The 25,655-nt window shown below is 71.9% G+C and carries 18 protein-coding genes and 1 tRNA gene; 12 read left to right on the forward strand and 7 right to left on the reverse strand.

Annotation, left to right across the window (positions count from 1 at the left end):
• Positions 1–151 precede the first annotated feature (151 nt).
• The gene (locus tag ACP7BI_RS01325) at positions 152–2,005 is read left to right on the forward strand and encodes an ABC transporter ATP-binding protein (protein ID WP_425843146.1); all 1,854 of its coding nucleotides are present in this window, start codon (positions 152–154) and stop codon (positions 2,003–2,005) included.
• 96 nt (positions 2,006–2,101) lie between these two features.
• Here ACP7BI_RS01325 and ACP7BI_RS01330 read toward each other — a convergent pair whose 3' ends face one another.
• Complete coding sequence (locus ACP7BI_RS01330; RefSeq protein WP_425843148.1) at positions 2,102–2,479, reverse strand: MGMT family protein; 378 nt, start codon at positions 2,477–2,479, stop codon at positions 2,102–2,104.
• 82 nt (positions 2,480–2,561) lie between these two features.
• Here ACP7BI_RS01330 and ACP7BI_RS01335 point away from each other — a divergent pair, with 82 nt between their 5' ends.
• From ACP7BI_RS01335 to ACP7BI_RS01360, 6 genes are all read left to right on the forward strand, one after another.
• Positions 2,562–3,788, forward strand: coding sequence for an ROK family transcriptional regulator (locus tag ACP7BI_RS01335; protein ID WP_425843150.1), 1,227 nt, complete (start codon positions 2,562–2,564; stop codon positions 3,786–3,788).
• A 75-nt stretch (positions 3,789–3,863) separates the two neighbouring features.
• Positions 3,864–5,375, forward strand: coding sequence for a multiple monosaccharide ABC transporter ATP-binding protein (gene mmsA, locus ACP7BI_RS01340; RefSeq protein ID WP_425843543.1), 1,512 nt, complete (start codon positions 3,864–3,866; stop codon positions 5,373–5,375).
• 36 nt (positions 5,376–5,411) lie between these two features.
• Positions 5,412–6,647, forward strand: coding sequence for a multiple monosaccharide ABC transporter permease (gene mmsB, locus ACP7BI_RS01345; protein WP_425843544.1), 1,236 nt, complete (start codon positions 5,412–5,414; stop codon positions 6,645–6,647).
• Positions 6,648–6,680: 33 nt separating this feature from the next.
• Positions 6,681–7,793 (forward strand): substrate-binding domain-containing protein, encoded by a 1,113-nt coding sequence (locus ACP7BI_RS01350; RefSeq protein ID WP_425843152.1) that lies wholly within the window; start codon positions 6,681–6,683, stop codon positions 7,791–7,793.
• 112 nt (positions 7,794–7,905) lie between these two features.
• The gene (locus ACP7BI_RS01355; protein WP_425843154.1) at positions 7,906–9,276 is read left to right on the forward strand and encodes a cystathionine beta-synthase; all 1,371 of its coding nucleotides are present in this window, start codon (positions 7,906–7,908) and stop codon (positions 9,274–9,276) included.
• Position 9,277: 1 nt separating this feature from the next.
• Positions 9,278–10,444 (forward strand): cystathionine gamma-synthase, encoded by a 1,167-nt coding sequence (locus ACP7BI_RS01360; RefSeq protein WP_425843156.1) that lies wholly within the window; start codon positions 9,278–9,280, stop codon positions 10,442–10,444.
• A gap of 163 nt (positions 10,445–10,607) precedes the next feature.
• On the opposite strand, the gene ACP7BI_RS01365 is transcribed toward ACP7BI_RS01360, so the two are convergent.
• Positions 10,608–11,969, reverse strand: coding sequence for an MFS transporter (locus ACP7BI_RS01365; protein WP_425843158.1), 1,362 nt, complete (start codon positions 11,967–11,969; stop codon positions 10,608–10,610).
• Between the two features lie 85 nt (positions 11,970–12,054).
• Here ACP7BI_RS01365 and ACP7BI_RS01370 point away from each other — a divergent pair, with 85 nt between their 5' ends.
• The 5 genes from ACP7BI_RS01370 (at position 12,055) to ACP7BI_RS01390 (ending at position 18,504) form a co-directional block, all read left to right on the forward strand.
• Positions 12,055–12,498 (forward strand): SRPBCC family protein, encoded by a 444-nt coding sequence (locus tag ACP7BI_RS01370; RefSeq protein WP_425843160.1) that lies wholly within the window; start codon positions 12,055–12,057, stop codon positions 12,496–12,498.
• Between the two features lie 172 nt (positions 12,499–12,670).
• On the forward strand, positions 12,671–13,888 hold the full coding sequence (locus tag ACP7BI_RS01375) for an amidohydrolase (protein ID WP_425843162.1): 1,218 nt from the start codon (positions 12,671–12,673) through the stop codon (positions 13,886–13,888).
• Positions 13,885–15,105, forward strand: a complete 1,221-nt coding sequence (locus ACP7BI_RS01380) for a multidrug effflux MFS transporter (protein WP_425843164.1) — start codon at positions 13,885–13,887, stop codon at positions 15,103–15,105. The genes ACP7BI_RS01375 and ACP7BI_RS01380 overlap by 4 nt, the downstream gene beginning before the upstream one ends.
• A 55-nt stretch (positions 15,106–15,160) precedes the next feature.
• Complete coding sequence (locus ACP7BI_RS01385) at positions 15,161–16,867, forward strand: helicase HerA-like domain-containing protein (protein ID WP_425843166.1); 1,707 nt, start codon at positions 15,161–15,163, stop codon at positions 16,865–16,867.
• Complete coding sequence (locus ACP7BI_RS01390; RefSeq protein ID WP_425843168.1) at positions 16,864–18,504, forward strand: sensor histidine kinase; 1,641 nt, start codon at positions 16,864–16,866, stop codon at positions 18,502–18,504. Before ACP7BI_RS01385 ends, ACP7BI_RS01390 begins: the two co-directional genes overlap by 4 nt.
• Here ACP7BI_RS01390 and ACP7BI_RS01395 read toward each other — a convergent pair.
• The 5 genes from ACP7BI_RS01395 to ACP7BI_RS01415 all read right to left on the reverse strand — a co-directional run bounded on the left by ACP7BI_RS01395 (position 18,469) and on the right by ACP7BI_RS01415 (position 25,526).
• Positions 18,469–19,944, reverse strand: a complete 1,476-nt coding sequence (locus ACP7BI_RS01395; protein WP_425843170.1) for a glycosyltransferase family 2 protein — start codon at positions 19,942–19,944, stop codon at positions 18,469–18,471. The genes ACP7BI_RS01390 and ACP7BI_RS01395 overlap by 36 nt on opposite strands.
• The gene (locus ACP7BI_RS01400) at positions 19,941–20,906 is read right to left on the reverse strand and encodes a HEAT repeat domain-containing protein (RefSeq protein WP_425843172.1); all 966 of its coding nucleotides are present in this window, start codon (positions 20,904–20,906) and stop codon (positions 19,941–19,943) included. Before ACP7BI_RS01400 ends, ACP7BI_RS01395 begins: the two co-directional genes overlap by 4 nt.
• The gene (locus ACP7BI_RS01405) at positions 20,903–21,262 is read right to left on the reverse strand and encodes a response regulator transcription factor (RefSeq protein WP_021009813.1); all 360 of its coding nucleotides are present in this window, start codon (positions 21,260–21,262) and stop codon (positions 20,903–20,905) included. Before ACP7BI_RS01405 ends, ACP7BI_RS01400 begins: the two co-directional genes overlap by 4 nt.
• 152 nt (positions 21,263–21,414) lie before the next feature.
• Positions 21,415–21,499, reverse strand: a tRNA-Ser gene (locus ACP7BI_RS01410).
• A gap of 91 nt (positions 21,500–21,590) precedes the next feature.
• Positions 21,591–25,526 carry a cell wall-binding repeat-containing protein gene (locus tag ACP7BI_RS01415; RefSeq protein ID WP_425843174.1) on the reverse strand — a complete coding sequence of 1,312 codons (3,936 nt, stop codon included), beginning with the start codon at positions 25,524–25,526 and terminating at the stop codon, positions 21,591–21,593.
• Positions 25,527–25,655 lie beyond the last annotated feature (129 nt).

Here is a 25,655-nt window from a genome sequence, read left to right on the forward strand (position 1 = left end):
GCGGAGCTGCTCGGGGTGCGCGGCGTGGGCCCAAGGGCGGTGCGGGCCCTGCGGGGCGCTCGAGGAGAGCGGGGTGCGCCTGCGCGCGTGGGTCCGAGCTCGCGAGCGGGCACGGCCCGAGCCGTCAGCGAGCGCCGATAGCGTTGGTGCCATGTCCATGATGCGGGGTGGCGGCGGACGCGTGGCGATGCGCGACGAGGCCGCCCAGCGCGCCGCGAACGCAGACGCGCCCCGCGTGCCGAACCTCGGCCGACGCATCCTCGCCCTCTTCGAGCCCCACCGCGCGCAGATCGTGCTGACGATCGTGCTCGTGCTCGTCGTCGCCACGATCGCGGTGTTCCCGCCGCTGCTGACGCAGCGCGTCTTCGACGAGGCGCTCTTCCCGCTCGACGGCTCGGGGCCCGACCTGCGGCTGCTGTGGATCCTCGTCGGCATCATGGTGGCGCTGTGGGTCTCGTCGAGCCTGCTCGGCATCTGGCAGACGCTCATCACCTCGAAGGTGGGAAACCGGGTGATGGGGCAGCTGCGGGTGTCGCTGTTCGACAAGCTGCAGAGCATGGAGCTCGCGTTCTTCACGCGCACGAAGACCGGCGTCATCCAGTCGCGGCTGCAGAACGACGTCGGGGGCGTCGCGAGCGTGCTCTCGAACACCGTCTCGTCGGTCGTCGGCAACACCGTCACCGTCATCGCGAGCCTCGTGACGATGCTCATCCTGTCGTGGCAGCTGACGATCATGGCGGTGCTGCTCACCCCGGTGCTCGTGCTGCTGCAGCGCCGCGTCGGGCAGGTGCGCGCGCGCATCGCGACGCAGACGCAGGAGTCGCTGAGCGAGATGACCGCGATCACGCAGGAGGCGCTCTCGGTCTCGGGCATCCTGCTCGCGAAGGCGTTCGGCCGCCAGCGCGACGAGTCGCGCCGCTACCGGGACGAGAACGACCGGCAGGTCGGGCTGCAGGTGCGCCTGACGATGAGCGGCCAGACGTTCTTCGCGCTCGTGTCGATCTTCATCTCGGTGCTGCCCGCGGTCGTCTACGTGCTCGCCGGCTACCTCATCGTCGGGGGCGACACCGGCATCACCGCGGGCACGCTCGTCGCGTTCACGACCGTGCAGGCTCGACTGCTCATGCCGCTCATGGGCCTGCTGCGCGTCGGCCTCGACCTGCAGACCTCCGGCGCGCTCTTCGCGCGCATCTTCGAGTACCTCGACCTGCAGCCGGCCATCACGCCGCCCGCGACGCCCAAGCCGATCGCGCCCGCGCGGCTCGGCGAGGTGCAGTTCGACGACGTGCGCTTCCGCTACCCCGACGCGAAGGCGGATGAGCCCAACACGCTCGACGGCATCTCGTTCACGCTCGAGCCCGGCACGTTCGCCGCATTCGTCGGCCCCTCGGGCGCCGGCAAGACGACGATCGGCTACCTGCTGCCCCGGCTCCACGAGGTCACCGGGGGAGCGGTGCGCTTCGCCGGCACGGACGTGCGCGAGATCGACCCGGCAGTGCTCACCGACAACATCGGCATCGTGAGCCAGGAGCCCTACCTCTTCCACGCATCCATCGCCGAGAACCTCCGCTACGCCAAGCCCGACGCGACCGAGGAGGAGCTCGACGCCGCGACGCGCGCGGCGAGCATCTACGACACGATCCACCGCTTCCCCGACGGCTACGGCACGATCGTCGGCGAGCGCGGCTACCGGCTCTCGGGCGGCGAGAAGCAGCGCATCGCGATCGCGCGCGTGCTGCTCAAGGACCCGGCGGTGCTCGTGCTCGACGAGGCGACGAGCGCGCTCGACACCGTCTCGGAGCGCGTCGTGCAAGCGGCGCTCGACGAGGCCGCGCGAGGCCGCACGACGCTCGCGATCGCCCACCGGCTCTCGACCATCCGGCACGCCGACGTCATCTTCGTCATCGATCGCGGCCGCATCGTCGAGCGGGGCACGCACGAGGCGCTGCTCGAGGCGGGCGGCACCTACGCGACGCTCTTCGCGCAGCAGTCGACGCACGCGTAGCCGGGCGCCGCTCGCCGACGGGTGCACGTGCGCCCGACCGGGGGCGGCATTCCCGCACCCCTGGGGCGGTAGCGCACCGGTCGAAGCTAGGAGTGCTCAGGCGGATGCGTCGAGGTCGACCGCGTCCGGGTCCGGCAGGTCGGCGATCGCCTCCCGCCACCGCCGCTCGAGCTCCTCCATGTCGGCGGCGTAGTCCGCGTAGCGGCAACCCAGCCCGTTGGGCTTGAGGCGGATGCCCTCCTGCTCCCAGATCGGCATGGCACGCGGGCCGTGGTCGCCGCCGATGTCGCCCGCGTGGCTCGTGATGCGCCACCACGGCACGCCCGAGCCGTAGTGCCGCATGATCGAGCCCACCTGCCGCGGGCCGATGCCGCAGATCGCCGCGATGGCGCCGTAGGAGGCGACGCGGCCGCGCGGCACGAGCTCGACGCAGCGCAGCACGCGCTCGATGATGAGCTCGCGGCGGGCGTCCATGCGGCCATCCTGCCGCACCGCTCACGCGGGCCGATGCGTTCATTCCTTGACAGCAACCGAGCGGCTGGACACGATGGGCCGCATGGCGAAGCGAGCCCGCCCCGGCTCCCAGGGGGCGCTCCGGGCCGCGAACGAGGCGCGGCTCGTGCAAGCGCTCCGCAGCGCGCCCGCGACCCAGTCCGAGCTCGCCGAGCGCACAGGGCTCGCGAACGCGACGGTGTCGAACATCGTCCGCGACCTGCGCGAGCGCGGCGCCGTCTCGACGTCGCCGACGGTGCGGCTCGGGCGGCGCGCGAGCCTCGTGACGCTCGAGCAGGCGGGCGGCCCGACGGTCGTCGGCGTCGACTTCGGCCGGCAGCACGTGCGCATCGCGATCGCGGTCGACGGCCCCGGCGAGCTCGTCGAGGACGAGATCCCGCTTCCGCCGGGCCATCGCGCGGAGGAGAGCATCGCGGCTGCCGTCGGCCGGCTCGACGAGCTGCTGGATGCAGCGGGCCTGCGTCGCGCTGGCGTCGCTGCGATCTGCGCGGGCGTGCCGGGCCCGATCGACTCGCGCACCGGCACGGTGCTCGGCCAGACGATCCTGCCCGAGTGGGAGGGGGTCGCCGCGAGCGATGTGGCCGAGGCGTTCGGCATGCCCGTCGAGCTCGTCAACGACGCGGATCTCGGCGCGATCGCCGAGCGCGCGTTCGGCCCGCACGGCCAGGTCGACGACCTCGTGTTCGTCAAGGTCGGCACCGGCATCGGCGCGGGGCTCGTGCTCGGCGGGCGGCTGCACCGCAGCGCGATCGGCATCGCGGGAGAGCTCGGCCACGTGCAGGTCGAGCCGAACGGCGCGCTGTGCGTGTGCGGCAACCGCGGCTGCCTCGAGACGCTCGCCTCGGCGCGCGCGATGGCGCAATCGCTCTCGACCGCGCTCGGCACACCCATCACGACCGCCGACATCGTGCGGCGGGCGATCGACGGCGACCCCGCCACCCGCCGCGTCATCGACGACGCCGGGGTCGCGATCGGCCGGGCGGTCGCGACGGCGGCGAGCCTGCTCGCGCCGTCCCTCGTCGTGGTCGGCGGCCCGATCGCCGAAGTCGGCGAGCTGCTGCTGGGTCCCGTGCGCGAGAGCTTCCGGCGCTTCGCGCTCCACCCGCTCACCACCACGACGCGCATCGAGCGCACGACGCTCGGGCGTCGTGCGGAAGCGCTCGGGGCGGTGACCCTCGCGGGGCGCAGCGCGGTCGACGATGCGTTCATCGGTAGATCGCGAGAGATGCGGATGCGTTCAATGGTTGACGTCAACGGGTCGCGCGCGTAGGTTGATCGGCGATCCCGCCGAGGGCGGCGGGGTCGGGGGAAGGAGCCGACGGTGGCGGACCCGGTGATCCTGGAGATGCGGGGCATCACGAAGGAGTTCCCCGGCGTCCGCGCGCTCGAGGACGTGAGCCTCGAGGTGCGGAAGGGACGCATCCACGCCATCTGCGGCGAGAACGGCGCGGGCAAGTCGACCCTCATGAAGGTGCTCTCTGGCGTCTACCCGCACGGCACCTTCGACGGCGAGATCGTCTACCAGAGCGAGCCCGTCGCCTTCGGCCGCATCAACGACTCCGAGCGCGCGGGCATCGTCATCATCCACCAGGAGCTCGCGCTCGTGCCGGAGCTCTCGATCGCCGAGAACATCTTCCTCGGCAACGAACCGCGGAAGGGCGTCGCGATCGACTGGGACGCCGTGCACGTGCGCGCGACCGAGCTGCTCGCCCGCGTCGGCCTCGACGAGGACCCCGAGACGCCCATCAAGCACATCGGTGTCGGCAAGCAGCAGCTCGTCGAGATCGCGAAGGCGCTCGAGAAGGAGGTGAAGCTGCTCATCCTCGACGAGCCGACCGCCGCGCTCAACGAGGCCGACTCGCAGCACCTGCTCGACCTCATCGTGGGGCTCAAGGGCAAGGGCGTGACATCGATCATGATCTCGCACAAGCTCGGCGAGATCGAGCAGGTCGCCGACGCCATCACGATCATCCGCGACGGCCGGGTCGTCGAGACGCTCGACATCGAGCACGGCGCGGTCGACGAGGACCGCATCATCCGCGGCATGGTCGGGCGCACGCTCGGGCACCGCTTCCCGGAGCGCTCGGGCACGGCCGGCGACGTCTTCTTCGAGGTGCGCGACTGGACGGTGCAGCATCCGCTCTCGGCCGAGCGGCTCGTCGCGAAGGGCTCGAGCTTCACCGTGCGGCGCGGCGAGATCGTCGGCTTCGCGGGCCTCATGGGCGCCGGCCGCACCGAGCTCGCGATGAGCATCTTCGGCCGCCAGTACGGCACGTGGCTCGGCGGCACGGTCTTCAAGGACGGCGAGGAGATCAAGGTGCGCTCGGTGCCCGAGGCGATCGAGCACGGCATCGCCTACGTGAGCGAGGACCGGAAGGCGCTCGGACTCAACCTGCTCGACACGATCAAGCGCTCGGTCGTCTCGGCGAAGCTCGACAAGGTCTCGACCGCCGGCGTCGTCGACCCGATCCGCGAGCTGCACGCGGCGGAGGAGTACCTCACGGCGCTGCGCATCAAGGCGCCCGACGTCGAGCAGGGCGTCGACACGCTCTCGGGCGGCAACCAGCAGAAGGTCGTGCTGTCGAAGTGGATGTTCACCGATCCCGACCTGCTCATCCTCGACGAGCCCACGCGCGGGATCGACGTGGGCGCGAAGAGCGAGATCTACCAGATCATCCGCCAGCTCGCCGATCAGGGGAAGGGCGTCATCCTCATCTCCTCCGAGCTGCCGGAGCTGCTCGGGCTCGCCGACCGGATCTACACCATCTTCGAGGGCCGCATCACGGGCGAGCTGCGTGCGTCCCAGGCCGACCAGGAGATGCTCATGCGCCGCATGGCGCCGACGAAGGGTGACTGACGGATGAGCGATGGGGCGATGCCGCGACGCGGGTTCCTGGCCGAGGCGAGCATGCTGTTCGGCAAGAAGGGATCGCTGAAGGAGTTCGGCATCCTGGGCGCGCTCATCGTGATCGTGCTCGCGTTCCAGTTCGCGACGGGCGGCACGACGCTCTCGTCGGGCAACGTCATCAACCTCGTGCAGTCGCAGTCGTACATCCTGATCCTCGCGATCGGCATGGTGATGGTGATCATCGCCGGCCACATCGACCTCTCGGTCGGCTCGGTCGCGGCGTTCGTGAGCGTCGTCGTCGCCATCTCGATGACCGATTGGGGCATCCCGTGGTGGTCGAGCATCCTGCTCGGCCTCGGGCTCGGGCTCGCGATCGGCGCGTGGCAGGGCTTCTGGGTCGCCTTCGTCGGCGTGCCGGCCTTCATCGTCACGCTCGCCGGCATGCTCATGTTCCGCGGCCTCAACCAGCTCGTCGGCCAGTCGCGCGGCATCGGCGTCGACTCGGAGTTCGTCGCGCTCCTCGCGGGCTACCTGCCCGAGATCGGCCCGGACACGGGCTACAACAACCCGACGCTGCTGCTCGGCCTCATCGCGATCGTCGCGGTCGTCGTGCTCGAGCTGCGCCGCCGCGCCCGCCGCCGGAGCGTCGGCGCCGAGGTCGCGCCGATGTGGGTGCTCGTCACGCGGCTCGTGCTCGTCGCGGGCGTCATCGTCGCGGCGACGCTGCTGTTCGCGAGCGGGCGGCCGGGCACGAGCTTCCCGCACTCGGGCATCCTGCTCGCGATCTTCGTGCTCGCCTACGGCTTCCTCACGCAGCGCACGACCCTCGGCCGCCACATCTACGCGGTCGGCGGCAACCGCCGGGCGGCCGAGCTCTCGGGCGTGCGCACGCGCTGGGTCGACTTCTTCGTGATGGCCAACATGTCGGTGCTCGCCGCCGTCGCGGGCATGCTGTGGATCGCGCGCTCGCAAGCGGCGGGCCCCGCCGACGGCACCGGCTGGGAGCTCGACGCGATCGCGGCCGTCTTCATCGGCGGCGCCGCGGTCGCGGGCGGCATCGGCACCGTCGCGGGCAGCATCATCGGCGGCCTCGTCATGGCGGTGCTCTCGAACGGCCTCTTCGCGATCGGCACGGGATCCGACTGGATCCAGGTGATCAAGGGCCTCGTGCTGCTCATCGCCGTCGCGATCGACGTGCTCAACAAGCGCCAGGGGCGCTTCTCGATCATCGGCCTCCTGCAGCGCGGGATGCGCGGCAGCCGCGCGGCCGATCCCGCTTGACCGACCCGACCCATCCGCACTGAAGGAGCAACCATGAGGAAGACCACCACCGTGGCGCTGGTCGGCATCGTCGCCGTCAGCGTCGCGCTGACCGGCTGCGGCCGGGGCGACACGTCGTCGGGCAGCAGCGCCGACCCGAGCGAGGGCGCCGCCGCCGAGGGCTTCGCCGCCGACGCCACGATCGGCGTCGCCCTGCCCGACCGCACGAGCGAGAACTGGGTGCTCGCGGGCGACCTGTTCACGAACGGCCTCGACGAGGCGGGCTTCGACGGCAACGTGCAGTACGCGGGCTCGTCGAACTCGGTCGGCGACCAGCAGCAGCAGATCCAGACGATGATCGACGGCGGGGCCGAGGTGATCGTGATCGGTGCGGCCGACACGAACCAGCTCGCGACGCAGCTGCAGGCTGCCGACGCGGCCGGCATCACCGTCATCGCCTACGACCGGCTCATCCAGAACAGCGAGCTCGTCGACTACTACGTCGCGTTCGACAACTTCCACGTCGGCGAGCTGCAGGCGGAGTCGCTGCTGCAGGGCCTCGAGGAGCGCTACGGCGACCAGGAGGCCTGGAACATCGAGCTCTTCTCGGGCTCGCCCGACGACTCGAACTCGGCGGTGTTCTTCGACGGCGCGATGAGCGTGCTGCAGCCGCGCATCGACGACGGCACGCTCACGGTCGTCTCGGGCCAGACGACCGTGCAGCAGACCTCGACCGAGGATTGGGCGGCCGAGAACGCGCAGAACCGCATGGACACGATCCTGCAGAGCTCCTATCAGGGGCAGGAGCTGCACGGCGTGCTCTCGCCGAACGACAACCTCGCGCGCGCCATCCTCACCTCGGTGCAGAACGACGGCCGCGAGGTGCCGGTCGTGACGGGCCAGGACTCGGAGGTCGAGTCGGTGCGCGCGATCGTCGCGGGCACGCAGTACTCCACCATCTACAAGGACACGCGCGCGCTCGTCGCCGCGACGATCGAGATGGTGCAGGCGCTGCAGGCCGGTGAGGAGCCGGAGACGACCGCGACGTCGGACAACGGCGCGATCGAGGTGCCCTCGAACCTGCTCGAGCCGGTGATCGTCACGCAGGAGAACGCGGCGGAGGCGTACGCCGACAACCCGGATCTCGCGCCCCTCACCGAGGGCTGAGCGACCGCGGCGGGCGGCTCCCTCGAGGGTCGCCCGCTGCGCTGCGCTCGAGGCCGCCCGCATGCCGCCGTGGCCGCGCTCGCTAGGCTGGAGCGCCGACCTGGAGGAGCACATGCACTACGCCGAGTCCGTCCTCGAGACGATCGGGAACACCCCGCTCGTGCGCCTCTCGAGGGTCACCGAGGGCATCGCCGCGACCGTGCTCGCGAAGGTCGAGTTCCTGAACCCCGGCGGCTCGGTCAAGGACCGCATCGCGCGGGCGATGATCGAGGACGCCGAGGCGAAGGGCCTGCTGCGGCCCGGCGGCACGATCGTCGAGCCGACGAGCGGCAACACCGGCGTCGGCCTCGCGCTCGTCGCTCAGCAGAAGGGCTACCGCTGCGTCTTCGTGTGCCCCGACAAGGTCGCGGAGGACAAGCGCGCGACGCTGCGCGCCTACGGCGCCGAGGTCGTCGTGACGCCGACCTCGGTCGCGCCCGACAGCCCCGAGTCGTACTACGGCGTCGCGAACCGGCTCACGGAGGAGATCGAGGGCGCCTTCCAGCCCAACCAGTTCTTCAACCCCGCCGCGCCGGCCGCGCACGAGGCCTCCACCGGCCCCGAGATCTGGCGCGACACCGACGGCCGCGTCACGCACTTCGTCACCGGCGTCGGCACGGGCGGCACGATCACCGGCACCGCGCGCTTCCTCAAGCGCGCATCCGACGGCGCCGTCCGCATCATCGGGGCCGACCCCGAGGGCTCGATCTACTCCGGCGGCACCGGCCGGCCCTACCTCGTCGAGGGCGTGGGCGAGGACATGTGGCCCGGCAACTACGACCCGAGCGTCGTCGACGAGGTGATCGCCATCGGCGACGCCGAGTCGTTCGCGATGGCCCGCCGCCTGGCCCGCGAGGAGGGCCTCCTCGCCGGGGGCTCGAGCGGCATGGCGGTCGCGGCTGCACTGCGCGTCGCACGCGGGCTCCCCGCCGACGCGGTCGTCGTCGTGCTGCTGCCCGACTCCGGCCGCGGCTACCTGCAGAAGCTCTACTCCGACTCGTGGATGCGGTCCCACGGCTTCGCGGACGCAGACGGCGGGCCGTCGGTGCGCGACGTGCTCGCAGGCATGGGGGCTGAGCCGTCGACGCTCGCGCACGTACGACCGAGCGACACCGTGCTCGACGCCATCGAGCGGATGCGCGAGCTCGGCGTGCACCAGCTGCCCGTGCTCCGCGCCGAGCCGCCCGTCGTGCTCGGCGAGGTCGCGGGCGCCGTCGACGAGAGCACGCTCCTCGACGCGGTCGTCGCCGAGCGCGCGAGCCTCGCCGACGAGGTGTCGCTGCACCTCGGCCCGCGGATGCCGCAGATCGGCATCACGGAATCGGTGGATGCACTCCGCGCGGCCCTGCAGGACGCCGACGCCCTTCTCGTGCTCGACGCCGCGAAGCCCGCCGGCGTCGTCACCCGCACCGACCTGCTCGCCCACCTCGCGAAGGACGTCTGACATGAACAACGACCACCACGCATCCCACGGCTTCTCGACCCGGGCCATCCACGACGGCCAGCCCTTCGACCCGCGCACCGGTGCCGTCATCCCGCCGATCTTCATGACCTCGACGTTCGTGCAGGACGGCGTGGGGGGCTTCCGCGACGGCTACGAGTACTCCCGCGGCGGCAATCCCTCGCGCGACGCGCTGCAGCAGCAGCTCGCGAGCCTCGAGGGCGGCTCGCACGCGTTCGCGTTCGGCTCCGGGCTCGCCGCGGAGGACGCGATCCTGCGCGCCGTGCTGCAGCCGGGCGACCACGTGCTCATGGGCAACGACGTCTACGGCGGCACGCATCGGCTCGTCTCGCAGATCCACTCCCGCTGGGGCGTGGAGATCTCGACCGCCGACGCATCCGACCTCGACGCCGTGCGCGCGGGGCTGCGGCCCAACACGAAGATCCTGTGGGTCGAGACCCCCTCGAACCCGCTCATGAAGGTCGCCGACATCGCGGGGCTCGCCGAGCTCGGCCACGCGGCCGGCGCGATCGTCGTCGCTGACAACACGTTCGCGACGCCCTACCTGCAGCAGCCGCTCGGGCTCGGCGCCGACGTCGTCGTGCACTCGACGACGAAGTACATCGGCGGGCACTCCGACCTCGTCGGCGGCGCGGTCGTGACGGCGGATGCGTTGCTCGCCGAGCGCATCGGCTTCCAGCAGTTCGCGGTCGGTGCGGTCAACAGCCCGTTCGACGCGTGGCTGACGAGCCGCTCGCTCAAGACGCTCGCCGTGCGCGTCGAGCGGCACTGCCAGAACGCGCAGCTCGTCGCGGAGTCGCTCGTCGGGCACCCGGCCGTCACCGCGGTGCACTACCCGGGCCTCGCCGATCACCCGCAGCACGAGCTCGCGGCTCGGCAGATGCGCGGCTTCGGCGGCATGGTGTCGCTGCAGCTCGCGGGCGGGAAGGCCGCGGCGCTCGAGCTCGTGCGGCACACCGAGGTCTTCCAGCTCGCCGAGTCGCTCGGCGGCATCGAGTCGCTCGTCTGCTTCCCCTCCGAGATGACCCACGCATCCGTCAAGGGCACCGAGCTCGCCGTGCCGGAGGACCTGCTGCGGCTCTCGGTCGGTCTCGAGGACGCCGACGACCTCGTCGCCGACCTGCAGCAGGCGCTCGGCCGCCTCGCCTGACCGGCTCCCGACCCCACTGCCCGCTGCCCGCCCACCCGAGCACAACGCAAGCTCGCGGCCGTGATGCAGCGGCTCGCGCCGAGTCGTCGGCCGCTCGACCGCGTGAATCGCCGCGCGGGCTTGCGTTGTGCACGGCGCACGCTGGGGCTGCGGCGGGTCGCGGCTACTCGAGCGCGGCGCCGCGCCGCTCGGGGAGCGTCCACGCGGCGACCGCGGCGATCGCGAACGCCGCCGCGAACACCGCGAACAGCAGCAGCGGACCGCCGAGGCCGAGCAGCGGCGGCACCGCGAGCGGCGCGATGATCGAGGCGATGCGGCCGAAGCCCGCCGCGGCGCCCGTGCCGGTGCCGCGCACGTTGGTCGGGTAGAGCTCCGGCCCGATCGCGTAGAGCGCGCCCCACGCGCCGAGGTTGCAGAACGAGAGGGCGCAGCCGGCGGCGATGATCATGCCCTCCGTCGACGCGGTGCCGAACCACGCGGCGGCGAGCGCCGAGCCGGCGAGGAAGGCCGTGAGCGTCGGCCGTCGTCCCCAGCGCTCGATGAGGAACGCTGCCGTCGCGTAGCCGGGCAGCTGCGCGAGCGTGATGATGAGCGTGAACCCGAACGAGCGCACGAGCGGGAAGCCGGCCTCGACGAGCAGCGACGGGATCCAGATGAACGCGCCGTAGTACGAGAAGTTGATGCAGAACCACACCGCCCACAGTGCGATCGTGCGGCGGCGGAGCGCGGGCGACCAGATCGATACGCGATCGGCGTCGGCGACCGGGGCATCCGGAGTCGTCCGTTCAGACGGTGCCGACGCATCCGTCGTCCCGTCCTCGAGCGGCGCGGCGACCCCCGCCGCCCGCTCGAAGCGCCGCACCGTGCGCTCGGCCTCCGGGATGCGCCGCTTCTGCTCGAGGAAGCGCACCGACTCGGGCAGCCCTAAGCGCACGACGATCGAGAAGATCGCCGGCGCCATGCCGATCGCGAGCCCCCACCGCCAGCCGTCGTCGGAGGCGCCGACGACGAAGGTGCCGATGACCGCGGCGGCGATCCAGCCGAGCGCCCAGAACGCCTCGAGCCAGACGACGACGCGACCGCGGATGCGCTTGGGCGCGAACTCGCTGATGAGCGTCGAGGCGACCGGCAGCTCGGCGCCCAGGCCGAGCCCGACGACGAAGCGCAGCACGAGCAGGGCCGCGAGCGAGCCCACGAGCGCCGAGGCGCCGGTCGCCAGCCCGTAGACGAGCAGTGTGAGCGCGAAGACGCTGCGGCGGCCGATCCGGTCGGCGAGCAGGCCGCCGACCGTCGCGCCGATCGCCATGCCGACGAAGCCGATCGACGCGATCCAGCTCGACTCGGTCGCCGTGAGGCTCCACTGCTGGGCGAGCGCCGCGATGACGAACGAGATCAGGCCGACGTCCATCGCGTCGAGCGCCCAGCCGATGCCGCTCGTGCCGAGCAGTCGGCCGTGGGCGCGAGTGAAGGGCAGCCGGTCGAGGCGCTCGGAGCGGCTGAGGCCTTCGGCGGTCGGGAGGGTCACGGCGATCGCTCTCGTCTGCGGCGCACGGTCGCCGGTCGGCACCACGATAGTGCGGGCCCAGCGCGAGCACGGCTAGCGTGGCGGCATGAGCGAGCAGCTGCGGATCCCCGACGACGTCGAGCACGCGGAGGTCATCGGCTTCGTCGAGATGACGACGGATGCGCTGTGGCCGCTGTGGACGACGGCCGCCGGCCTCGAGCGCTGGTGGTGGCCGATGTTCGACGACACCCGCTACGAGATCGACGGCCGGGAGGGCGGCTCGTACCGGATCCAGACGGGCGACGGCGGCTTCGGCGTGCAGGGGCGCTACCTGCAGCTCGACGAGGGCGAGCGCATCGCGCAGTCGTGGATCTGGCTCTCGGGCGACGACCAGGGCGCGCGCGAGGAGCTCGTGACGGTCGACTTCGCCGAGGTCGAGGGCGGCGTGCGGATCGTCGTGCGGCAGACCGCGCCGATCGACGAGGTCGAGGACTTCCAGCAGGGATGGCAGGACTGCTTGACGCGGCTCGAGGAGCTCGCCGACGACTGAGCCGCGCCGCGTCAGGACTCGCGGCGGGCTCGCGCAGTCGCGACGGCATGGCTCGTGCCGGGCGCGCCGAGGCGACCGGGAGCAATGCTCCGAGGGTGGCCATGAGCACAGGTCGTTCGTTCGGCTAATCAGGCGTAGGCTGGGGGACGATCCCGATCTGAAGAGGAACCGCATGCTGCTCGCCATCGTCAACGCCCAGGTCGTGCCCGTCGAGGGCCAGGAGTTCGAGGGCACGGTGCTCGTGCGCGACGGTCGGATCGCCGAGCTCGGTGCCGACGTCTCGGTGCCCGAGGGAGCGACCGTCATCGACGCGGCCGGCGCGCAGGTGACGCCCGGTCTCGTCGACGCGCACGTGCACCTCGGCGTGCACCCCGAGGGCGACGGGCCGACGGGGAGCGACACGAACGAGATGACGAACCCGAACACCGCGGGCGTGCGCACGATCGACGCGATCGACCCCTTCGACGAGGGCTTCGACCTCGCGCTCGCGGGCGGCGTGACGACCGTGAACGTCAACCCGGGCTCCGGCAACCCCATCGGCGGCCAGGCCACGACGCTCCACACGCACGGCCGCATCGTCGACCACATGGTGCTGCGCGAGCCGGCCGGCCTCAAGAGCGCACTGGGGGAGAACCCCAAGCGCGTGTACGGCGACAAGAAGCAGACGCCCTCGACGAGGCTCGGCACCGCGAAGATCATCCGCGACGCCTTCGTCGCCGCCCAGAACTACCAGCGCAAGCACAACGACGTCGACGCCGGCGCGACCGCCGAGGTCGACCTCACGATGGAGGCGCTCGGCAAGGTGCTCCGCCGCGAGATCCCGTGGCGCCAGCACGCCCACCGCGCCGACGACATCGTCACGGCCCTGCGCCTGCAGGCCGAGTTCGGCTACGACCTCATCATCGACCACGGCACCGAGGCGCACGTCGTCGCCGACCTGCTCGCCGAGCGCGGCGTGCCCGTGCTCATCGGCCCGCTCTTCACGACGAAGTCGAAGATGGAGCTGCGGAAGCGATCGATCGCGAACCCCGGCAAGCTCGCGAAGGCCGGCGTCGAGCTCTCGATCATCACCGACCACCCGGTGATCCCCATCTCCTTCCTCGTGCACCAGGCATCCCTCGCCGTGCGTGAGGGGCTCGACCGCGAGACCGCCCTGCGCGCGATCACGATCAACCCCGCGAAGGCGCTCGGCGTCGCGCACGAGGTCGGCTCGATCGAGGTCGGCAAGCGCGCCGACCTCGTGGTGTGGGGTGGCGATTGGATGGACCCGATGGCCCGCCCCCGCACCGTCCTGATCGACGGACGAGTCGTCTTCGAGCACGACGCCGCCACGGGCGAGGAGCGCATCGCGCCGCGCGACGAGGTGCCGCTGGCGCTGCCCGCCGCGTGACGGGGGCGCCCGGCGAGTCGATGTCGCGGGGCCGGCGCTTCCGGGTGCTGCTCGTGCTCGGCCTGCTCGCCGGGCTCGGACCCTTCACGATCGACCTCTACCTCCCGGCGTTCCCGGCCGTGAAGGACACCTTCGCGACGACGGATGCGATGGTGCAGCTGACCCTGTCGGCAACGACCCTGGGCTTCGCGCTCGGCCAGCTCGTCGTCGGTCCGCTCTCCGACCGCGTCGGCCGGCGGGGGCCGCTGCTCGTCGCGACGAGCGTGCACGCGGTCGCGAGCGTCGGTGTCGCGATCGCGCCCGACATCGCGACGCTCCTCGCGCTGCGTGTTGTGCAGGGGTTCGGCGCCGCCGCCGGCACGGCGGTCGCGATCGCGATGGTGCGCGACCTCTTCGGCGGACGGCGGCTCACGACGGCGCTGTCGCGGCTCGCGCTCGTCATCGGCATCGCCCCGATCGCGGCCCCCGTCATCGGCTCGTGGCTCATGGGGGTCATGGAGTGGCGAGGACTGTTCTGGGTGCTCGCCGCCTACGCGGTGGCCGTGATCGGCCTGCAGCTGCTCGTGCTGCGCGAGACGCTGCCCGCGCACCAGCGGCAGCCGGGTACCCGGGTGCCGCTGCGGCAGCAGTACCGCGCGGTGCTGACCGACCGCGTGTTCGTCGGCGTCGCCGTCATCGGCGCGAGCATCTTCGGCGGCATGTTCGCGTACCTCTCGACCTCGTCGTTGCTGCTGCAGGAGGTCTACGGCTTCACGCCCGGCCAGTTCGGGCTCGTCTTCGCGATCTGCTCGGTCGCCGTGCTGTGCGGCACGCAGTCGGCGGGTGTGGCCGCGAACCGCTGGGGCGCGCAGTGGGTGCTCGCGGTGTCGACCGCTCTGCTCATCGTGGGCGCGACGCTCATCGTCGTGCTCGACGTCGCAGGGGCGGGAGTGCCGGGCCTCGTGCCGCCGCTCGCGCTGTTCGCCTTCGCGTTCGGGCTCTCGATGCCGTGCGTGCAGACGCTCGCGCTCGCGAACCACAGCCGGGAGGCAGGCACCGCCGCGTCGCTGCTCGGGGCGCTCAACATGTCGATCGCCGGACTCGTCAGCCCGATCGTCGGCCTCTTCCGCGTCGAGAGCGCCGTGCCGATGGGCGTGATCATGCTCGCGTGCGGCGTGCTCGCAACGCTGTCCCTGTGGCTCGTCGTGCGACCGCACGAGGTGCCGCCGATCGAGTGAATCGTCTCGCGGCCGAGGGCGGGGAGCGCAGAGGCCTGCGTGCAAGGATGGCTCCATGAGCGACGAGCTGGCGCAGGCGCAGGCGGCACTCGAGGCGGCGCGGAAGGCGCAAGCCGAGGCGGAGGCGCGCATCGCCGCGTTCGAGGCGGAGCGGCAGCGCGCAGCGGCGGCGGCGAGTCCGGAGACCGTCGCGTCGACCGCGGCGCCGCTCGATGAGGGCGCGGTCGACGCCGTGCGCGCGGGCTACGCGTTCGACGGCCCCGCGCTCGAGCTCGGCACGCTCGTCAACGGCGACCCGGATCCGGAAGCCCGGGTGCGCATCCCGCTCGCGATGCTCAATCGGCACGGACTCATCGCCGGAGCCACCGGCACCGGCAAGACCAAGACGCTGCAGCTGCTCGCCGAGCAGCTCTCCTCGGCGGGCGTGCCCGTCTTCGCCGCCGACATCAAGGGCGACCTCTCGGGCGTCGCGACGCCCGGCCAGCTCGACAGCACCCTGCTCGCGCGCACCGCCGGCATCGGCCAGTCGTGGGAGCCGCGTGCGTTCCCGGTCGAGTGCTTCTCGCTCGGCGGGCGGGGGATCGGTGTGCCGATCCGCGCGACCGTGCTCTCGTTCGGACCGACGCTGCTCGCCAAGGTGCTCGGCCTCAACGCGACCCAGGAGTCGAGCCTCGCGATCGTGTTCGCGTACGCCGACGAGCAGCAGCTGCCGCTGCTCGACCTCGAGGACCTGCGCGAGCTGCTGCTGTGGCTCACCGGCGACGGCAAGCCGGAGCTGCGGAGGCTCGGCGGCGTCTCGACCCAGACGGCGGGCGTCATCCTGCGCGAGCTCACCGCCTTCAGCGAGCAGGGCGCCGATGTCTTCTTCGGCGAGCCGGAGTTCGACCCGCAGGACCTGCTGCGCACGAGCGCCGACGGCAGCGGAGTGATCAGCCTCCTCGAGCTGCCCGACGTCGCGAGCCAGCCCGCGCTGTTCTCGACCTTCCTCATGTGGCTGCTCGCCGACCTCTTCGAGGAGCTCCCCGAGGTCGGCGACCTCGACAAGCCGAAGCTCGTGTTCTTCTTCGACGAGGCGCACCTGCTGTTCCGGGATGCGTCGAAGGACTTCCTCGCGGCCATCGTCCAGACCGTCCGGCTCATCCGCTCGAAGGGCGTGGGCATCGTCTTCGTGACCCAGTCGCCGAAGGACTTGCCCGCCGACGTGCTCGCCCAGCTCGGCTCGCGCATCCAGCACCAGCTGCGCGCGCACACGCCGGACGACGCGAAGGCACTGCGCGCCGCGGTGCGCACCTACCCGACGAGCGGCTACGACCTCGAAGCGGTGCTCACGAGCCTCGGCATCGGCGAGGCCGTCGTGACCGTCATGGGCGAGCGCGGCGCGCCGACGCCCGTCGCCTGGACGCGGATGCGCGCCCCGCAGGGATCGATGGACCCGAGTCCGGAAGCCGCGCTGCGGCGGGCGGTCGAGTCGTCGAGCCTCCTCGGGCGCTACGGCACCACCGTCGACCGCGAGTCGGCGCGCGAGATCCTCCAGGCGCGGCTGCGCGGCGCCGAGGAGGCCGAGCAGCGTGCGCGCGAGCTCGCCGAGGCAGAGGCGGAGGCCGCGCGACTCGAGCGCGAGGCGGCATCGCAGCGCGGTCGCTCGCGGGGGCGCTCGAGCGACCGCAGCGGCAGTCCGGTCACCGACTTCATCGGCTCGCGCACCGGCCAGACCATCCTCCGCGAGATCGTGCGCGGCGTCCTCGGCAACCGGCGCCGGTGAGCGCGCTGGAGCCGGGAGAGCGCTCCGACGGCGCGCTCTCGCCGCAGACCCGCAAGCTGCAGGTGCCCTACGCCCTGCTCGCCGCGACGGTCCTCCTCGTCATGGGGATCGCCGATCCAGGGGTGTGGTCGAATCCGTGGGAGTGGACGGCCGTCGGCATCCTCGCCATCGCGACCATCATCGCGCTGATCGCGACGCGGCTGCCCGCCGGGAGCGGACGGGCGAGATCCGTCGTGCCGATGCTCGACCTCGTCGCGATCGCGGTGCTGCTCGTCGACGCCAGTGCGCCGCCCACGCTCGCGCTCCTCGCCGTGCTGCCCGCCTTCTGGATCGGCATCGTCGCGGGCAGGCGGGGCATCGCGATCGTCGCAGCCGTGAGCGCGGTGATCGCGGCGATCCTCGGGGTGCACCTGGCCGGCACGACGGGCACGCTGCTCACGGCGAACGCGGTCGGCACCGTGCTCATCCCGGCCTCGCTCATGGCCGCGGCGTGGTCTGCGCACTACTACTCTCGCCTCCTCGAGCGGCAGCAGCGCACGCTGCTCGAGCGAGAGCGCGAGCGCACCGAGATCGCCCGGAAGGCCGCGGCCGACGCGACGCTCATCGACGCGGTGTTCGAGACCGCGCGCATCGGGCTCATGCTGCTCGACACCGAGGGGCGCATCGAGCGCGTCAATCCGACGATGCGCGACCATCCCGCGATCGCGGGAGGATCCCTCACGACGATGCTCGACGGCGCCCGGTTCCTCGAGATCGACACGCGACGACGCATCCGTCACTCGCGCACCCCGCTCGTGCGCGCCGCGCGCGGCGAGGCGTTCGACAACGTCGACTGCTGGATCGACCGGCCCGGCAGCGATCCCGTCGCCGTGCGGATGTCGTCCCGGCCGATCATGCTCGACGGCGAGTTCCGCGGCTCGATCGCCTCGATCGACGACGTCACGAACTACATGCGCATGCTCGAGGACCGCGACGACTTCGTCGCGCTCGTCTCGCACGAGCTGCGCACGCCGCTCACGTCGATCGCCGGCTACCTGGAGATCGCGCTCGACGAGGACCTGCCCGACGACCTCCGCGCGTGGCTCGAGACCGCGCAGCGCAACTCGAACCGATTGCGCGCGCTCGTCGAAGACCTGCTCGTGGTCGGCGAGATGAGCCGCGGCGAGGTGAAGCTGCAGGCGACCGAGGTCGACCTCCGCGCGCTCGCCACCGACGCCGTCGCCCTGCTCGAGCCCCGCGGGCGGCGCAAGCGCGTCTCGCTGCGGCTCGTCGACGGGCCCGTCGCGATGGTCGAGGGCGACCCCCGGCGGCTGAGCCAGGTCATCGAGAACCTGATCTCCAACGGCATCAAGTACACGCACGACGACGGCGACGTCGAGGTGCGGGTCGAGATCGATGGGCAGGAGGCGGTGGTCTCGGTCCACGACGACGGACCCGGCGTGCGGCCCGATGAGGTCGCTCGCGTCTTCGAGCGCTTCTACCGCTCGAGCTCGGCGCGGGCGTCGCAGCTGCCGGGCGCAGGCCTCGGGCTGTGGATCTGCCGCATGATCGTGCACGGCCACGGCGGCTCGATCGACTTCTCGAGCGAGCTGGGCGTCGGCTCAGTCGCTTCGTTCCGCTTGCCCCGGCGCGCTTGAGCTGCTCGGCGTCGCACCGGCGAAGCCGGTGCGCGTCATCTCGCCCCAGACTTGCTTGCGCCCGGTGAGCGCCGCCCACCAGCCCTGGATGCGCCAGATCGCGGTCAGCTGACGGTAGCCGAGGCTCTCGGCGAGCACCGCCCAGAGGACGGCCGCGAGATCCCGCCAGCGCTCGTAGCGGTGGAAGCTCGCTTCCTCGACGACGACCGCAGCGAGGGTGACGATCGTCCCGTAGCCGTAGGAGACGAGCAGCAGGAGGAGCGCGGCACCCGGGTCGACCGCGCCCACGAGCAGGCCGAGCACGACGATGACGATGCCCACGAGCTCGATGAGCGGAGCGAGCAGCTCGAAGAGCCAGTAGTAGGGGAGCGCGAGCATGCCCACCCGGCCGTAGCGCGGGTTGAGCAGCATGCCGCGGAACTTCCACAGCACCTCCCACAGCCCGCGGTGCCAGCGGCGGCGCTGGCGCGCGAGCACCTTGAGCGTCGAGGGCGCCTCGGTCCAGCTCACCGGCTCGGCGACGAAGCGCACCCGCGCGTCGCGACGGCCGTCGCGGATCCAGCGCTGGATGCGCATGACGAGCTCGAAGTCCTCGCCGATCGAGTCGGGGTCGAGGCCGCCGAGCTCGACGAGCACGTCGCGGCGGAACATGCCGAAGGCGCCGGAGATGAGGATGAGCGCGCCCAGGTCCGACCACGCCGTGCGGCCCAGCAGGAACGCGCGCAAGTACTCGACCACCTGGATGCGCGTGATGAGCTGCTTCGGCATCCGGAGCTCGACGATGCGACCGCCCAGCACGCGCGAGTTGTTGACGATGCGGACGACGCCGCCCGTGGCGACGACGCGGTCCGGGTCGTCGGCGAACGGCTTCGACACCGACAGGAGCGCATCCGGCTCGAGGATCGAGTCGGCGTCGACCATGACCACGAGCTCCTTGCTCGCGAGGTCGAGACCGGCGTTCACGGAGTCTGAGCGGCCCGAGTTCTCCTTGTCGACGACGACGAGCGGCACCGCGCCCTCCGGCGCGCGCCAGACGCCGCGCAGTCGACCGCGCACCGGGATCCGCCCCGGCAGGTCGCGGTCGTCCTCCACGAGGCCGAACTCCTGCTTGAGCAGCTGCATCGTCTCGTCGGCGCTGCCGTCGTTGACGACGATCACCTCGTGATCCGGGTAGCGCAGGTCGAGCATCGAGCGCACGCTCGTGAGGATGACGGCGCCCTCGTTGTAGGCCGGGACGATGACGGTGACGCCGAGGCTCACGGGCGAGCCGGCCATCGCGTCCTCTCCGCGATGCTCGCTGCGACGCAGGTAGCGCGCGAAGTGGCGCGAGGCGACGAGGATGAGCACGAGCATCGAGGTGTTCGCGATGACGAAGTAGACCGCCGACGGCCAGGCGAGCACCGCGAAGATCGCCTCGAGCGCGTCGTGGAGCCAGCTCATGCCGTCGCCTCCCGTCGCCGGAGGCCCGCCGCGCGGCGCACGCCGGGCTCTGCGTCGTCGAGGGCCTCGAGGGTCGGCGCGCTCCAGGCGAGCGGCATCGCGGCGATCGTGCGCGCCGCCGCCTCACCGGTCGTGCCACCCGCGATCGCGATCGCGACGAGCGGCTCGATCGCCTCGCGCACCGGCAGGCGCTCGAGCGAGCGCATCGCGGCGAGCCGCACCGACTCGTGGTCGTCCTGGAGCAGCGCGACGAGCTCGTCGCCCGCCCCCGGCACCTGCAGCAGGCCGGCGACGCGAGCTGCTCCACGGCGGATGCCGGCATCCGGGTCGCGCAGCGCGAGCCGCACGTGGTCGCTCGCGGCCTGCCCCTGCTGCAGCAGGGCCGTCGCGGCGACGGTCGACGGCACACCGCTGCCCGACGCGAGGGCTTGCACGACGCGCGCGACCGCGGCGGGCTCCTCGAACCCGCCGAGCGCGCGCACGGCGACCGTGCGCACCTCCGGGTCGCGATCCTCCGAGAGCCCGAGCAGCAGCTCGAGCGCACCCTCCGGCGCGAGCCGCCCGAGGGCTTCTGCACCATCGGCACGGGACACCGCGCTCCGGCGGCGCGCAGCCGCCATCGCGATCGGCGCGAGACCCGAGGCGGCTGCGACCTGCCGCAAGCGATCGGCGGCCTCGCCCGTGACGTCCTGCAGCATCATGAAGACGGTCCGACTGATGTGGGCACGCTCGGCACCGCTCAGGGCGCGCACTCGCGCCAGGAGCCGTGGAAGCTCGTCGTCCTCGGCAATCGTGGACTCGAGCACGAGCCAACGGTGGACGGCGTCCAGCTCGGCGCGCCGCCGCTCGCGGCCGCGGCGAGTCGTGCGCTGCACGAGGAGGGTGACGAGCATCGCGAGCGTCGCGAGCGCGGCTGCCAGGAGCAGCATCCGCAGCAGCTCCGGCGGCAGCAGCTCGTTCATCCCAGCGCGGCGGTGACCCGCGCGAGCAGGGCCCGCGGGCTGAAGGGCTTCGTGACGTAGTGGTCGGCACCGGCGGCGAAGCCGGCCTCGATGTCCTTCTCCTGCCCGCGCGCGGTCAGCAGGATCACGGGGGTCTCGACGCCGCGGTCACGCAGCGCGCGGAGCACGTCGATGCCCGACATGCCAGGCATCATGACGTCGAGCACGATGACGTCCCAGCCGCCCTCCATGCCGGCCTCGAGCGCTTGCGCCCCGTCCGCCCTCGTGACGACGTCGTGCCCTGCGGACTCCAGCTTGATCGCGACGAGGTCGCGGATGTCGCGGTCGTCATCGACGACGAGGATGCGGCCGCTCATCGTGCTGCGCTCACGCCGCGCGATCGCGGGCGAGGACTGCTCTGGCGCATGCTGCTCCAACGTGACGAGTCGTACTGGCCGAGCCCTCAATCTACAGGGCCGGGCTGCGCGAAGGAGGATGCACGACGGCGGCCCCGGCGGGCATCGATCGGCGGAGGATAGGGGATTCGAACCCCTGAGGGCTTGCACCCAACACGCTTTCCAAGCGTGCGCCATAGGCCACTAGGCGAATCCTCCAGGAGGCCGCGAGCGGCCAACCCTGCGATCCTACCGGACACGCGAGAGGGGGCGAGGACCTCGGTCCCCGCCCCCTCCGTTCATCCACCCGCTACGGGCAGATGGCGTACTCCGCGACCTCGGCCGAGAGCGTCGCCTCGTCGCCGAGCAGGGTCACCGGCGGCTGACCCAGCTGCAGGCTCTCCGTCACGATCGACGAGTTGATGCAGCTCGACGTGGCCAGGTACAGCGGCGAGCCCTCGGCGGCCGCGAGCGCCGAGGCGCTCAGGGCATCCGGGAACTTCATGCCGCTCGCGATGAACATCCGGGGCACGGGGCCCTGGAAGATCGCCTGGTTCACGAGCACCGCCGTCTGGAAGCGGTCGGAGCCGGCGAAGCGGTGGACGACGAGGCCCTCGTTGTCGAAGTCCAGCTCGATGCCGTTCGACATCGAGGCCTGGTCTCCGAGGAGGTACACGTTCCCCGCACCGAGGCGGTCGAGCTCAGCGAGCGTGCCCGCGTCGGCGTCGTTCGCCTTGCCGTCCACGAGCAGGATCGGAGCGTTCATCGAACCGGCTGCCGCGCCCGCCGACAGTGCGTCGGGGAAGTTGCGGCCGGTGGCGATGAAGGCGCTCTCCGAGCCCTCGAAGGCGTACTGCGCGATGAGACGGCTCGTCTCGAAGCGGTCGACGCCGCCGATGCGGACGACCTCGGTCGCAAGCCCCTCGAGCTCGGCGGCGACCGCCGGGCTCACCGAGGGCTCGCCGCCGACGATCACGACGAGCTCGGGCGACAGGCGCTCGATCTCCTCGGCGATCGATGCAGGCAGCACATCCGGTCGCGTCAGCAGCAGCGGAGCGTCGTCCGACGCTGCCGCGGGAGCCGCCGCGAGACCATCGGGGAACAGCACGCCGCTCGCGACGTAGACCGTGTCCGCGCCCTCCGGGTAGCCCTGCTGCGAGATGGCGACAGCCGTCTCGAAGCGGTCCTCGCCGGCGAGGCGGTCGGGCGTCGGCATGGTCACATCACCGGTCGTCACGCGGACGATCGTGCGCACGTCGGTGCCGCCGTAGCCGACGACGCCGAGGTACTGGGAGTCGACCGCGAGGCCGTTCCACTTGGCGGTGTAGGTCGCCGACTCGCCGCGCTCGCCCGCGATCGCCGCCGGCTCCGTGCGGAACGAGCCCTGCTGCTGTCCCGCGCTGACGCCGACGTGGTCGAGCGAGAACGCAGTCGCGCCCTGCTCACCGGTCGCGTACGCGTCGACGAGTGCCACGTAGTCCCCGGGCGTCGGCGACTCGAGGAGGAGCTCCTCGTCCGCCGAGCCGGTCCCAGCCGTGAACTGCTCGACGAACTGCCCGGCTGCGTTGAGGCGCAGCACGTACAGGTCGAAGTCGGCCGTGTCATCCGCGACGTCGAGCGAGAAGTAGTGCACGAGCTCGCCGGCAGGGATCGAGAAGGGGTAGAACTCCCCGTCGCCCTGCTCGTAGGTGTCGGACGCCAGCTGCGAGAACGGCGCGAGGCCGTTCGCCGCGAGCGGGATCGACCCGTCGATGCCCGAGACGACCGTGATGGGCGTCTCGCCGACCGTGCCGGTGCCCTCGACCCACTCCGGAGCGGCGACTGCGACCGGCTGCACCGCGAGCGGCGAGCGGACGGCGTGCTCTGAGCTGTTCCAGGTGAGGAAGCCCGACGACCAGGTCGACAGCGGCGCCGTGGTGACGTCGAACGTCACCTCGAACGTCGCGGTGTCGCCTGCCTCGGCGAACGACAGCGTGGACGGCGAGACCGTCACGTCGACGCCCGGCACACCGGAGACCGATGCCGTGTACTCGCCGGGCTCGAGCGCGGTGACCGTGCGGGTCACCGTCTGCGAGCCGGCGAGGGCGCCGATCGCGATCGACGCGATGTTCACGTCGCTCGGGTCGATCGGGCTGCCCACCCACTCGTCGGGGAGCACGTAGCCGAGGCCACGCAGGTACCCGAACCAGTCGGTGGTGCCGTTCTGGTAGATCAGGCCCGGGTCGAGCATCGACTGCGTGTTCACGAAGCCGGCGCCCTGCGCCCACGGGTCGGTCGAGACGGCGCCGTCGGCGGTGACCACGTCGGTCGCCGTCGTCATGAGCGCCGACTTGACCTCGGCGGGCGTCGCCAGCGGCTTCGCGCCGAGGTAGATCGCCGCGAGGCCGGCGACGTGCGGAGCGGCCATCGACGTGCCGGAGAGGAACGAGAAGGTCGGCTCGCCGTCCTCCGGGTTCGCGGTCGCGGCGATGATGCCGACGCCCGGGGCAGCGATGTCCGGCTTCAGGACGTCACCGCCGTCGGCGAGGGCAGGGCCGCGCGACGAGAATCCGGCGACGACAGGAGCGGGCGTCTCGATGCCCGAGCTGTTGCCGTCCTCGAGCGTGATGACCGTGCCGGGCGTGCGCGCTGCAGCGAGCAGCTCGTCGCGGTACTGCGCGTCAGCGTGCACCGTCGGCACCGCGTGATCGTCGAGGTCGATCGAGCCCGGCGTCACGTTCACGAGCACGCTCGCGATGCCACCGGCGTCCGCGACGACCTGCGACTTCTCGGCGCGCGCGTTCTCGCCGCGGTCGCAGAGCACGATCATGCCCGCGGCGCGCTCGGCGTCGAGCGTGCCGGGGAGGCAGAGCGCCGCACGCGCGGCCTGCTGGCCTGCGGCGGGGATGTCGCCCGCGTAGATGAACTCGCCCGTCACCGAGTCGGCGCCGTCACCCATCGGCACGGTGATCGAGGCACCGGGGATGCGCTCGTCGCCGGGCAGGATGATGGTCGCCTCGTAGTTCGGGACGGTCGTGGCCGCCACCGTGGTGTACCAGGGCGAGGCGTGGTCGAGCGTCGATGCGCCGGGGCCGGCGTTGCCCGCGGAGGCCGAGACGAAGACGCCGGCCGCGGCAGCCCCGAGGAACGCGATGTCCGTCGGCGTCGCCACCGACGTGGCAGCGCCGCCGCCGATCGAGTAGTTGATGACGTCGACGCCGTCGATCGTCGCCTGCTCGATCGCCTGGATCGAGTCGCTCGTCGCGCAGCCGTCGTCGGTGGTCACCGAGGGGTCGGGTCCAGTCCAGCAGACCTTGTACGCGGCGATGCGCGCCTCGGGCGCGACACCGCTCATCGTGCCGAGGTCGGCGCCGCCGGCCGAGCTGATCGGCACGTCGGCGTTGCCGGCCGCCGTCGAGGCGGTGTGCGAGCCGTGGCCGTCGCCGTCGCGCGGCGAGACGTACTCGCCGACCGATGCGTCGCCGAGGTCGGCCTGGCCGAAGCCGTCGACGTAGTAGCGCGCGGAGATGATCTTCGTCGAGCAGTCGTCAGCCGAGAACTGCTCGCCCTCCTCGCAGAAGCCGGTGAACGTCGTGCCGTCGCCCTTCTCGAAGACGATGGTGTCGCCGTCGAGATAGGGCTCGGCGCCGGGCGTGGTGCCGAGCGCGTCGCCCGCGAAGAGCGGGTTCTCGGGCGCGATGCCCGTGTCGAGGATGCCGACGACGACACCGGCGCCCGCCTCCCCCTGGCCGCCGACCTGGTTCCAGAGGTTCTCGAGCTCGAGGTACTCGTTCGCCGGGCTCTGCGTGATCTGCAGCAGCTCGTCCGGGAAGATCTGCGAGACGCGGCCGTCGCGCGCGAGCTCGAGCGCCTGCTCGGTGCTGAGGTCGGCGACGAAGCCGTTCATCGTCACCGTCAGGCTCGCGTCGATCTCGGCGCCGATCGAGCTCGCGACCTGCGACTGCGTCGACTCGAGGTGCGCGGCGTACGCGTTGGCGGCCGGAGAATCGACGTCGATGCTCCGGGTGCCGACGGGCGCCGTGCGTGCGAGGCCCTGCAGGCCGCCGCGGTAGGTCGCCATCGAGTCGTCCTTCAGGACCACGATGTAGCGGCCGCTCTCGAAGCCGCTCGTGTCGATCGATGGTGGTTGAGGCGCGGCGCTCGCTGCGGCTGCACCAAGCACCGACGCCCCCGCGCTGAGCGCGAGGGCGGTGGTGAGTGCGATGCCGCGGCGAAGGCGCACACGCTTCGAGTTGAGTGTGCTCACAGAGTGATCCTTCGTTCAGGACGAAGCCCCCTTCATTGGGGCGGATGCGGTTAAACCTAAGCCTGTCCAAAGGTTTGCAGCAGGTTGGGGCACAAGCGTTACCGTTTCGTGACCTTCAGTCGCGTGGCG

Source organism: Agrococcus sp. TSP3-2-1 (assembly GCF_049897585.1).
Lineage (GTDB): Bacteria > Actinomycetota > Actinomycetes > Actinomycetales > Microbacteriaceae > Agrococcus.

Excerpts from the sequence above, each read along its gene's own strand:
- ACP7BI_RS01325 (WP_425843146.1), top strand. The coding sequence starts at position 152 with ATGTCCATGATGCGGGGTGGCGGCGGACGCGTGGCGATGCGCGACGAG.
- ACP7BI_RS01330 (WP_425843148.1), bottom strand. The coding sequence starts at position 2,479 with ATGGACGCCCGCCGCGAGCTCATCATCGAGCGCGTGCTGCGCTGCGTC.
- ACP7BI_RS01335 (WP_425843150.1), top strand. The coding sequence starts at position 2,562 with ATGGCGAAGCGAGCCCGCCCCGGCTCCCAGGGGGCGCTCCGGGCCGCG.
- mmsA (WP_425843543.1), top strand. The coding sequence starts at position 3,864 with ATGCGGGGCATCACGAAGGAGTTCCCCGGCGTCCGCGCGCTCGAGGAC.
- ACP7BI_RS01350 (WP_425843152.1), top strand. The coding sequence starts at position 6,681 with ATGAGGAAGACCACCACCGTGGCGCTGGTCGGCATCGTCGCCGTCAGC.
- ACP7BI_RS01355 (WP_425843154.1), top strand. The coding sequence starts at position 7,906 with ATGCACTACGCCGAGTCCGTCCTCGAGACGATCGGGAACACCCCGCTC.
- ACP7BI_RS01360 (WP_425843156.1), top strand. The coding sequence starts at position 9,278 with ATGAACAACGACCACCACGCATCCCACGGCTTCTCGACCCGGGCCATC.
- ACP7BI_RS01370 (WP_425843160.1), top strand. The coding sequence starts at position 12,055 with ATGAGCGAGCAGCTGCGGATCCCCGACGACGTCGAGCACGCGGAGGTC.
- ACP7BI_RS01375 (WP_425843162.1), top strand. The coding sequence starts at position 12,671 with ATGCTGCTCGCCATCGTCAACGCCCAGGTCGTGCCCGTCGAGGGCCAG.
- ACP7BI_RS01385 (WP_425843166.1), top strand. The coding sequence starts at position 15,161 with ATGAGCGACGAGCTGGCGCAGGCGCAGGCGGCACTCGAGGCGGCGCGG.
- ACP7BI_RS01395 (WP_425843170.1), bottom strand. The coding sequence starts at position 19,944 with ATGAGCTGGCTCCACGACGCGCTCGAGGCGATCTTCGCGGTGCTCGCC.
- ACP7BI_RS01400 (WP_425843172.1), bottom strand. The coding sequence starts at position 20,906 with ATGAACGAGCTGCTGCCGCCGGAGCTGCTGCGGATGCTGCTCCTGGCA.
- ACP7BI_RS01405 (WP_021009813.1), bottom strand. The coding sequence starts at position 21,262 with ATGAGCGGCCGCATCCTCGTCGTCGATGACGACCGCGACATCCGCGAC.